Annotated in this window: 10 protein-coding genes; 6 read left to right on the top strand and 4 right to left on the bottom strand. The window is 67.7% G+C overall.

Features of this window, described 5'->3' with window-relative positions; translation table 11 throughout:
- Positions 1-81: 81 nt before the first annotated feature.
- Complete coding sequence (locus ON39_RS43285) at positions 82-1,239, top strand: hypothetical protein (protein WP_146251220.1); 1,158 nt, start codon at positions 82-84, stop codon at positions 1,237-1,239.
- 69 nt (positions 1,240-1,308) lie between these two features.
- Here ON39_RS43285 and ON39_RS43280 read toward each other — a convergent pair whose 3' ends face one another.
- Positions 1,309-2,112, bottom strand: coding sequence for an SDR family NAD(P)-dependent oxidoreductase (locus ON39_RS43280; protein ID WP_083895066.1), 804 nt, complete (start codon positions 2,110-2,112; stop codon positions 1,309-1,311).
- Positions 2,113-2,409: 297 nt separating this feature from the next.
- On the opposite strand from ON39_RS43280, the gene ON39_RS43275 reads away from it, so the two are divergent.
- A complete protein-coding gene (locus ON39_RS43275; RefSeq protein ID WP_051187861.1) occupies positions 2,410-3,666 on the top strand; it encodes a serine hydrolase domain-containing protein in 1,257 nt (418 codons plus the stop codon).
- Between the two features lie 51 nt (positions 3,667-3,717).
- Here the strand turns inward: ON39_RS43275 and ON39_RS43270 are convergent, their stop codons facing one another.
- Entirely contained in the window at positions 3,718-4,899 is a 1,182-nt protein-coding gene (locus tag ON39_RS43270; RefSeq protein ID WP_040742886.1) for a PP2C family protein-serine/threonine phosphatase, read from the bottom strand.
- A 138-nt stretch (positions 4,900-5,037) separates the two neighbouring features.
- Between ON39_RS43270 and ON39_RS43265 the strand changes: the two genes are divergently transcribed.
- Both ON39_RS43265 and ON39_RS51745 read left to right on the top strand, forming a co-directional pair.
- Positions 5,038-5,508, top strand: coding sequence for a MarR family winged helix-turn-helix transcriptional regulator (locus tag ON39_RS43265; RefSeq protein WP_040742885.1), 471 nt, complete (start codon positions 5,038-5,040; stop codon positions 5,506-5,508).
- A 114-nt stretch (positions 5,509-5,622) separates the two neighbouring features.
- Positions 5,623-6,147 (top strand): STAS domain-containing protein, encoded by a 525-nt coding sequence (locus ON39_RS51745; protein WP_083895065.1) that lies wholly within the window; start codon positions 5,623-5,625, stop codon positions 6,145-6,147.
- A 58-nt stretch (positions 6,148-6,205) separates the two neighbouring features.
- Here ON39_RS51745 and ON39_RS43255 read toward each other — a convergent pair whose 3' ends face one another.
- Positions 6,206-6,835 (bottom strand): TetR/AcrR family transcriptional regulator, encoded by a 630-nt coding sequence (locus tag ON39_RS43255; RefSeq protein ID WP_040742883.1) that lies wholly within the window; start codon positions 6,833-6,835, stop codon positions 6,206-6,208.
- A 252-nt stretch (positions 6,836-7,087) separates the two neighbouring features.
- Between ON39_RS43255 and ON39_RS43250 the strand changes: the two genes are divergently transcribed.
- Both ON39_RS43250 and ON39_RS43245 read left to right on the top strand, forming a co-directional pair.
- On the top strand, positions 7,088-8,098 hold the full coding sequence (locus ON39_RS43250; RefSeq protein ID WP_063713487.1) for an NADP-dependent oxidoreductase: 1,011 nt from the start codon (positions 7,088-7,090) through the stop codon (positions 8,096-8,098).
- 145 nt (positions 8,099-8,243) lie between these two features.
- The gene (locus ON39_RS43245; protein ID WP_040742882.1) at positions 8,244-8,672 is read left to right on the top strand and encodes a DUF6010 family protein; all 429 of its coding nucleotides are present in this window, start codon (positions 8,244-8,246) and stop codon (positions 8,670-8,672) included.
- 115 nt (positions 8,673-8,787) lie between these two features.
- Here the strand turns inward: ON39_RS43245 and ON39_RS43240 are convergent, their stop codons facing one another.
- Entirely contained in the window at positions 8,788-9,744 is a 957-nt protein-coding gene (locus tag ON39_RS43240; RefSeq protein ID WP_040742881.1) for a helix-turn-helix transcriptional regulator, read from the bottom strand.
- Between the last annotated feature and the right edge of the window lie 13 nt (positions 9,745-9,757).

The following is a 9,757-nucleotide window of genomic DNA, read 5'->3' as shown; positions in this document are numbered from 1 at the left end:
TCGCCTCATAAACGGCGGCACCGACATCGCATATGCCTACCAGCCCAGCGGAATCCGGACGTTTCGGCTAGCTTGCGTTGTGTGGGTGGTGAGAACGACGGGCCATCGAGATCCGCGGGCGGCGCGGAGCCGGCGGCGGGTTCGTCGAGATCCGGCGATATGACTGCCGCGCAACGGCACTCGACAGAGGCACCCCAGCCCGATGAGTTGCCGCCGATTCCGGCGATGGAGCAACCGGACGCCGTGCTGGAGGCAACGCCGGAGAACAACGAACTGTTGAAGGCGAGCGTCCGACGGCGATATCGGAACCATCGCCGACTGGTGTTCGTAACGTACTCGATCCTGATCGTTCTGATGATCGCCCTGTGGATATCGCGGCAGTACGAAGTCGCGGTCGCGGTGCTCGCGGTGATCGCTTCCTCGGCCTTCCTGCATAAGCTGCGGATAGGGCCGTTGGCTCGATCGTATCGGGCCCTGGTTCCAAGGGAGGGGCAGACGCTGACCATCCGCTTCGGCCCGGATGCCTTCGAACTACAGGGCGGCACAAATAGGCGCGTCCACGTCGCGTACAACCGGTTTCGAGCGATCGCGGTGGAATCATATTCGATCACGCTCCGCACGAGGAACAGCGATATCTCGTATCCCCGAGAACTATTCCCGGACACAGCGATCGACTATCTTCGCGCACGACTCGCCGGGCGCCGGGATGTCGCGGCACCGCCGCCGCTACCCCCGATCCCGCCGCTGGAAAAGCCGACGGCCACGGTTACCGCAGGGCCCGACACCGCATCGCGAATGGCTTGGGCGGTCACGTGGCGAAGAAATCGACGCCTGACTCAGAGCAATGCCGCCATCGCCGCGATGGCCGTGCTGATCGTCGTCGCGATCACAGGCAAGGAAGGGTTGGTCGCCGGGGCCTTGTGGGCAGGTGTGTTGATGATTGCCGCGCTGACCGTCCGTCTGGCCGTTACGGTGGCCGACTTCATCCGTGTCCGAAGGCTTTTCACAACGTACGCTGCCGAAGGCGCCCCGCTCTCCTCCCGCTTCGGCTCCGACGCGGTCGCCGTCCGCACCCACGGGTTCTACAGCCACCTGCGATACGACAGCATCACCAAGCTGACCATTCGCCGTCACCTGGTGCTCTTGTACCACGATGGACACGCCACGGCATTCCCGCGAGAACTGTTTCCCGACAGCGCGATAGCTCACATTCGCGCCGTCAACCCAGGGCTGCACTGAGCTGCCGAATGACCGAACCTGTTGCGGGTAAATCGCTCCCATCGCCACCGCGATGAACGCCATCGATGCTCAGCCGTTCCCGTCGGTCTCCGCCCGCTCAGCGGCTGTCGCCATGACCTTCCCCAGCAGGCGTCGGGTGACCCGAGCCGGTAGGCGCCTCATCACCCGCGGCACGAGGCCGGGGATCACCTCGGCGCGTCCCGACTCCAACCCTCGCAGTGCCTGAGATACGCAGTCGGAGACCGACATTGCTCCGGCCTCGGGCAGCGCCCGCCTGCGCTGTAGTTCCGTGGCGACGGCGCCCGGCGCGAGCACTACGAGAGTGATTCCGCGCGCGGCGAATTCGCTGTGCAAGCCACGGCCCAGGGTATTCACGTAGGACTTGGCGGCCGTATGCGCGGCGAGCCAGGGGATGCCGTGCTCGGCGCCGGGGGAACCGAGCAGCACCACCCCACCCTTTCCGCGCCGCGCCATCCTCTCCCCGAAGCGATGGGTGAGGACCAGGTGGCTGTAGGCGTTGAGGTGCAACGACTTCACTGCGGCGCTCAACTCCTGGTCGAGGAAACCGCCGGGAGTCAGGTCGCCGGCATTGGACACCAGCAGCCCGATGTCGAGGTCAGAGGTGGCTTCCACGAGATGGTCGAGCTGCACCGGATCGGCGAGGTCGATAACGACGACCAAACACTCGACGTCGTACTCGCGCTGGAGTTCTTCGGCGAGTACGGCGAGCGTGTCGGCCCGGCGCGCGGCCAACACTACGTTCAACCCGTTCGCGGCGAGCTGGAGGGCGAACTCGCGTCCGATGCCCGACGAGGGCCCCGTGACCACCGCCCACGGGCCGAACCGATCAGCCGAAATCTTCTTGTGCCCCAAGGTATTCCTTCATCTTCAGAGAGCCGGAAACCGCCGGCCTCGGCTGGGTTCCACCTCGGGACACTCCACACCATGCCGCCACGGCATGGTCAAACCGCGCAGCCCCGCACCGCTCTTATGCTGGCGGCGTGATCGATCGGGAGGGTCGATAGTCAGTCCTCATCCGATCGCGTATCGAAGGTCCTCGATACCCGACGAGCGCGTCACCGATGGGACGAGTAATGAATCTGCTCGTGGCGACTACCCTCGCGCTCTGATATACGTATACATGTACGTATGTGAGTGAGGAGTTCGACTATGAGTAGCCCTTCAACCCCTTCGGTGGTTCGCGAGAACGGTGTCGCCGAGGGCTTCGGCAAGGTAGCCGACGCGTTCCGCGCCAACTTCGCGGACGGCGGTGAGATCGGTGCGGCGTGCAGCGTCTACCTCGACGGCCGACCCGTGGTCGACCTGTGGGGTGGACAGGCCGATCGGCGGACCGGCCGGACGTGGGATGAGAACACCACCGTGCGAGTCGCTTCCACGACCAAGGGTTTCACCGCGATCTGCGCCCATCTACTCGCACAGCGTGGCGATCTCGACCTGGACGCACCGGTCGTCACCTACTGGCCGGAGTTCGGCGCCCATGGCAAGGAGCGAATCCCGGTGCGCTGGTTGCTTTCCCACCAGGCCGGCCTGCCGGCCATCGACACCGAACTGACCTTCGAGCAGGCGTGCGCGTGGGATCCGGTCATCGGCGCGCTCGAAGCCCAAGCGCCACTGTGGCAGCCGGGCACCGAGCACCTCTACCACGCCGTCACGTTCGGCCATCTGGTCGGTGAGGTCGTGCGCCGTATCTCCGGCAAATCACTGGGCACCTTCTTCGCCGAGGAGGTCGCCGCCCCGCTAGGGCTCAGCGCTTGGATCGGGCTCCCCGAAGAACAGGAAGGCCGTGCGGCGCACATCGAGTACACCTCGGGGTTCACCGTCGAGCAGTTGCTCGCGGGGATGATCAAAGCGACCGGGTTGGACAAGGCCACCGTCACCGCGTGGATCAATGCGGTCTGGGGTCCGGACTCGGTCCAGATGCGCGCCGGTTCACTGGGCGGCGCCTTGGACAACGCGGCCGACCCGGCCTCTGCCTACTACACCACTCGGGCGTGGCGGGCGGCGGAGTTCCCCGCCGCGAACGGTATCGCCGACGCGCGATCGCTGGCTCGCATGTATGCCGCTACCGTCAGCGATGTCGAGGGCGTGCGGCTGCTCGAGCCGGCGACCGTCGAACGGGCCCGAGCCGTCCAGACCGACAAGACCCGCATGCACGGGCTGCCGCCCGAGCTCGACATTCCGGCCGATCGCTCGTTCAACATGTCACTCGGGTTCTGGCGGGCCTGTCCGATGTTGCCGATGACCGGACCCGAGGCGTTCGGCCACCCGGGGTCGGGTGGATCGATCGGCTTCGCCGATCCCGACTCCGGGATCGGATTCGGCTACGTCACCAACCTCTGGGATCTGCGACCCGACGACCCGCGAGCGTCGAAGCTGGCCGAGGCTGTTCGCTCCTGCCTGGACTGACGCAGGACGCACGGGTACGCCGCCCACATGCGGGCGCGGCCGTGGCTTCGCTCAGTCACCGCGCGGGCCGTTCCAGTCGATGCAGACCACGACGGCGTCGTCCAGTAGGTCGGTGCCCTCGTGGTAGTCGAGCAACTCGGTGATGATGGCCCGCGCGGCCTCCGAGGCGGGCAGGTTACTGGAGGCGAGGATAGCGAGGTCGAGGTTGGTGGTGCCGTACTCGACGCCGGTGGGGGCCTGCGCGGTGTGCACGCCATCGCTGACGATGACCAGCCGGTCGCCGGGATCGATCTGGAAGGTTTGTTCGCGGTAGTCGGTGCCGTCGAACATGCCCAGCGGTAGCTGGGCCTCGAACTCGATCAGCTCGACCGCGCCGTCGCGCAGCCGCAGCGCGCGGGGCGAGCCCGCGTCGACCACTCCGACCCGGCCGGTGGCGACCTCGAAGCGCAGCAGCAGAGTCGCGACGTGCTGGCCGCCGCTGTACTGGGCGTAGAGGGCCTGGTCGGCCAGGCAAGCCTGGTCGGCGATGTCCAGTCCGGCGCGGCGCGCGTTCCGCAGGGCGCTGATGGCCAGGTTGGTCAGCAAAGCCGCAGCGATACCTTGTCCCATGCCGTTGGACACGGTAACGGTCAGGTACTCCGCCGAGGTACTCCAGTCGAAGTTGTCCCCGCCGATGGTGTACGCGGGCTCGAGCTGCCCGCCCAGGGAGTACTCCGCGCGGGCACAGCCGCGTCCGGGCAGCAGTTGCCACTGCATCTCCGCGGCGAGGCTCAGGCGTTCGCGGCGGCGGGCTTGCAGGTAGAGGTCGGTGTCGCGTTCGGCGACGATCAGTTCGTGGCCCAGCAGAGTGGCCAAGGCGGCCAAAGCCTTCCGCTGATCGTCGGCGGGTGCCGTCGGCAGGTGGGCCCGCAGAATGCCGAGCCGGTCACCGCGCACGGCCACCGGAAGGTGGATCACCACCCCGTCGGCGGCCGGTCCGGGCTCCAGCAGCACCTGCTGGGCGGTGAACGCCCGGCCGGCGGTCGTGGTTCTGATCGGCAAAGGTGTTGCGGTATGGGGGAGGTCGGTGACCGGCTGCAGCATCGACAACCGGTAGTCGGCGAGCAGCAGGTCGACCGCGGTCGCCGCGAAATCGGTCTCCAGCGTGGTGCGCAATACGTCGAGCAGGGCATGGGGTGCGCTGGCGCGCAAGGCTCTCTCGGCACGACCGAGCGAGTCACCGATGCGGGTCATGTCGGCCTCCGAGATGGGAGCCCCGCGGGGCTGTGTGGCTGTGAGGGATCGGCGACAATTGTCGTGCGACACCAGTCCGACGACGTTACCTCGTGCCAGGGGTGTCGTCAGGACGTGGCGACGTGTAACAGTAGTGGCATGAACAGTGCGCGGCGGCCGGATCGATCCGGGACCGATCTCGCCGCGACCGTGGAACAGGCGGCGGCACGGCTGGTCGCGCTGTGGGGGCAGGCCCAGCAAGCGGTGGGGACCACGGTGTCACCGTCGCAGCTGCAAGCGCTGACCATCGTGCAGCGACACGGGCAGATCAACCTCAACGGCTTGGCCGCGGAGTTGGACGCGATGCCGTCCTCGGCGAGCCGACTGTGTGACCGGTTGCAGGCCGCGGGATTGCTCGCCCGCACCGCCAGTCCGGCCAATCGCCGAGAGGTGATGCTCGCGTTGACCAGGGACGGGCAGCGACTGCTCACCGAGGTCAGCGGCACTCGGAGGCGGGAACTCGCCCGGGTGCTGCAGGGGATGAGTTCCGCTGGACGCGAAGCTCTACTGACGGGGTTGGCGGAGTTCACCGCGAGCGCCGACGCCGCACAACAGCAGCGCCGAGCTTGATACCGCGCCGAGCTCGAAACCCCCGCCACCTCAATAGTTTCCGTACAGCAATCTGGCTGGATTGACCTCGGCGGGCGGTGTCACGGGCAAGTTGCCTCGTAAGGCTCGCGGATCATGCACGTTGGACGCAGCCAGGACTGGCTTCTCAACATTTGTCGTGCGACAATTATGGCATGGATCGCGCCCGAACCGGTCCTCGAGGAGGTGAGGTCGGTCGTGAGTTCATCCAGCGCCATCGTGGCGGACGCTCAAAGGTCTCAGTGGTATCCCGAGCCGGGAGAGGTCCGGTGTTTCCCGCAGGAACAGCCCGCGCGGGTGGCGATGCGCGGTGACATCGACCTGACCACCGAGTGGCAACTCGACAAAGCCTATGCGGAACTTGCGCAGTCGCCCCCCGCCGATGTCGTACTCGACCTGACCGAGGTCACGTTCCTGGGATGTGTGGCACTGCGGCTGCTGGTCGCGCTGACCGCACGGCTGTCGCCGACCGGGCACAGGTTGGTCATACCGTCGCCGAGCACGCCCGCGCGGCGCCTGCTCGAGCTCGCGGGATTCCTGGGGAGTGCTGGCGACCGTGAACTGGCTCCGACCGAAACCCGCACCGTGGCAACCGATCTGGCTCAGTGGCGTCTGGCCTGAGTATCGGGCGGGTCAAGGCTTGACGGTTGTCGTGTCGGAGGTCGCACTGCGGTAGCCGCTAGGTCGCCCGCCGAGGCGGGTCGGGTTCGACGGCTGCGGCGGACAGGCGATCGGCGATGATTCGCCGGACTCGGTCGTATCGGGCGGCGTCGTCCAGCAGGGCCGCGTCCTCCGCGGCGACGCGCGCGAGAGCGTCGAGTTCGAAAGCCAGGTCGTCCGGGGCGATTTCGGGGCGGATCTCGCCCAGCCGCTGGGCTTCGGCGACCGTGGCGGCGTAGAGGGTGTGCCAGTCGCGACGTGCCGAGGCGAGGGCGTCGCGAACGCGCCCAGGGCGCGTGTCGAACTCGGGCGCCACCGAGAGGAAGAAGCAGCCGCCCTCGAAGACGGGCTGCTGCGCGTAGTCCAGCCACGACTCCGCCAGCACCCGGACCCGGCGGATTCCGGCGGGCACCTTCATGGCCGGGCGGATCACCCGGGCGGAGAACACATCGACCGCCGCCCGAACCGTCGCCAGCTGCAACTCCTCCTTGGACCCGAACTGCGCGAAGACACCGCTCTTGCTGACCTCGACCTCGGTGGCCAGCCGTCGCACGGACAGGCTCTCCAGCCCTTCCACCGAGGCGATGTCCATCGCCCGATCCAGGATGATCTGCCGCGATCGAAGCCCGCGCTGCACCCGCATGTCCATGGCGCCAGGGTACTAGGACAGATGTCCGAAGATCCAGCGTGCCATGAGTCGGTCTGCCAGTGCTGGGCAGAGGAAGTGGCGTCGGCCGAATGAGCAGCCCATGATTCGACATAAGGGTGTCGAATGCCTAGACGGCTGGACTCGAGCCTGCCGTAAGTACTAGATCGATCCAGGACAAAAGTCCTGTACATCACCGTCAAACTAATAGTACAGTCGTCCACATTGTTGGGTGCTGATCGAGGAGGATCCGTCGTGCTGGCTGTGCTGCAGGAAGAATGGGGAAGTCCGGAGAAGCTGCGGGTGACCGAGATCGACCGCCCCGCACCGTCTTACGGCGAGCTTCTCGTGGAAGTGGCTGCGGCAGGGGTGAATCCGGTCGACTACTACACCGCCCTGGGCAAGGCCTACAACCGCGTGCTCGAGCTGCCGTTCGTCCAGGGCTGGGATGTCGCAGGCGTGGTCACCGAGGTCGGCTACGGCGCCACCCGATTCCAGCCCGGCGACCGGGTGTTCGGCATGCCGTGGTTTCCGCGCGCCGCGGGCGCCTACGCCGAGTACGTCACCGCTCCTGCTCGCCACTTCGCGAAAATGCCGGAGCGGGCGAGCTTTTCGGAGGCGGCCGCGCTTCCGCTGGCCGGACTGACCGCCTGGCAGATGCTGGTCGACGTGGCCGAGGTCCGGTCCGGCCAGCGGGTGCTGATCACCGCGGCGGCCGGCGGCGTCGGACACTTGGCGGTGCAGATCGCGAAGTCGTTTGGCGCCTACGTCATCGGCACGGCCAGCGCTGCCAAGCACGCCTTCGTTCGAGACCTGGGAGCCGACGAAGTGGTGGACTACACCGCCGTCGATATCGCCGATGCGGTCGGCGACATCGATGTCGCGATCCAGATGTTCGGCGGCACGGCCGCTCTCGACGCATTGCGTTGCCTGCGCCCCGGCGCGATCATGGTCAACGCGCAAAGCGCCTGGACGCCCGGAATGACTTCCAGGGCAACCGAACTGGGGGTGCGCGCATCCGGATTCCTGGTCGAACCCGACCACGCGGGGCTGGCGGACCTGGCGCGGCTCGTGGACGCGGGACAGCTGCGCGTGCACATCGACAGCGAACTGCCGCTGGCGCGGGCGGCCGAAGCCCATCAACTCATCGGGCGCGGCCGCACCACCGGCAAAGTCGTCCTGACCGTCGGCGACCCCGCCCGCTTCGACGCCACCGGTCGCCCGACCCACGCCGGGTCCGCGGACGCGCCGCCAAGAGCGAAGTAGGCCGCGAAAGCGGCTGTCGGCACCCAGGATTCGTAGTGGCGATAATCCGTGGGTATGTGGCAGAAAAGCCACTGGGACACGTCTCGGCGGCGGGATAGCTTCGTGACCGATCCAATCCCGGAGCCGTCACCAGGAGTCGCCAGCTATGAGTTCCGTTGCCACCGTTGTCGCGCCGCTGCTGATCGGCGCGCTCTACGCCCTGCTGATGTCAATGATCCGAGAGCCGCACCGGCGCGCCTTCAACGCGATCATGGTGGCCGGGGCCGGAGCCGCCTATCTCAGCGGCGGCGGCCTCGGCGGCTGGGAGTACCTGTTCGCCGCCCTCATCACCTACTGCGCGTTCCGCGGCCTGCAGTCATGGACGTTCATCGGTATAGCCTGGCTGCTGCACACCGCTTCCGACGTGCTGCATCACCTCAAAGGCCACCCGATCGTCCCCTTCGCGCACGACTCCTCTTTGGGCTGCGCGATCTGCGATCCCGTGATCGCGCTCTGGTGCCTCCGCGGCGGCCCCGACCTGCTCGCCTTCCTCCGCGGCCGCTCATCGGCCCGCGGCGGCGAACTCGCCACATAACCCCTCCTCGGGCGCGCATGATCAAGGGGAACTGAGGGCGGTATCGCCCGAGTAGCGAGCACCACAGTTGCCCCCTGATCTTGGTGGGGCGGGCGATGATTCGCGACGGGCACGGTCATCGGGGCTCGGCCGACCTGTCGGTCGCCGCATCGGCGTAGCGACGGGCCAACTGGGCGAAGGCGTCCGCGAGTTCGGCCGGCCCGACGACCTCCATGTCGGTATCGAACGCGCCGACGGCGGTGGCCAGCCCGATCCACGACCACGAGTCCACGATGAGTCGGCAGCGGTTCGGCCCGAGTTCCTCGACAATCCCGTCGCCGGCGAACGGCGACACCTCGGCGGCGGGCAGGTGGAGGATCACCTCGCCGCGGCAGGGCCGGCCGCCGGAGAACCTATCGGCTACGAAGGTAGCCACATCCCCACCGGGCAGTGCACGCGGAGCGAAGCGAGGCCCGGTGGGGGTGCGCGGGGTTATGCGGTCGGCACGGAAAGTGCGCCAGTCGTCGCGGTCGAGGTCCCAGGCGACGAGGTACCAGCGGCCGCCCCGGGTGACGAGGTGGTGGGGCTCCGCTCGGCGCGGTCGATCGTCGCCCGCCGCGGTGGCGTAGTCGAAGCGCAGCACCTCGCGAGCGTGCGTGGCGGCGCTGAGCGCCAGCAGCACGCCGCGGTCGAGCGGCGGTGCCGAGACCTCTTCGACTGCGGTGACCTGCAGAGTATCGATGCGGTGGCGCAGTCGCGCGGGCATGACCTGCCGTACGGTGTGCAGCGCCCGCGCCGCGGCCTCCTCGATCCCGGCGGTGGCGGTGGCCAGCTGGAGCGCGACGGCCAGCGCGACCGCCTGTTCGTCGTCGAAATGCAACGGCGGCAACTGCATTCCAGCACCGAGCCGGTACCCGCCGTCCGGGCCCTTCGTGGTCACGATGGGGTAGCCGAGCTCGCGCAGGCGGTCGATGTCGCGGCGCACGGTGCGCGGGCTGACCGCCAGGCGCTCGGCCAACTGCGTTCCCGGCCAGTTCCGACGCGCCTGAAGCAAGGACAGCAGCGCAAGCAGCCGGGCTGAGGTCTTCGGCACATTTCTCATTCTG

Origin of the sequence: Nocardia tenerifensis NBRC 101015, from assembly GCF_000308715.1 — a bacterium.
In the GTDB taxonomy this organism is placed as follows: domain Bacteria; phylum Actinomycetota; class Actinomycetes; order Mycobacteriales; family Mycobacteriaceae; genus Nocardia; species Nocardia tenerifensis.
The sequence above is the reverse complement of the archived record's forward strand: the minus strand, read 5'-3'. Positions and strand labels throughout refer to the sequence as shown.

Excerpts from the sequence above, each read along its gene's own strand:
- ON39_RS43275 (WP_051187861.1), top strand. The coding sequence starts at position 2,410 with ATGAGTAGCCCTTCAACCCCTTCGGTGGTTCGCGAGAACGGTGTCGCC.
- ON39_RS43270 (WP_040742886.1), bottom strand. The coding sequence starts at position 4,899 with ATGACCCGCATCGGTGACTCGCTCGGTCGTGCCGAGAGAGCCTTGCGC.
- ON39_RS43265 (WP_040742885.1), top strand. The coding sequence starts at position 5,038 with ATGAACAGTGCGCGGCGGCCGGATCGATCCGGGACCGATCTCGCCGCG.
- ON39_RS51745 (WP_083895065.1), top strand. The coding sequence starts at position 5,623 with ATGCACGTTGGACGCAGCCAGGACTGGCTTCTCAACATTTGTCGTGCG.
- ON39_RS43255 (WP_040742883.1), bottom strand. The coding sequence starts at position 6,835 with ATGGACATGCGGGTGCAGCGCGGGCTTCGATCGCGGCAGATCATCCTG.
- ON39_RS43245 (WP_040742882.1), top strand. The coding sequence starts at position 8,244 with ATGAGTTCCGTTGCCACCGTTGTCGCGCCGCTGCTGATCGGCGCGCTC.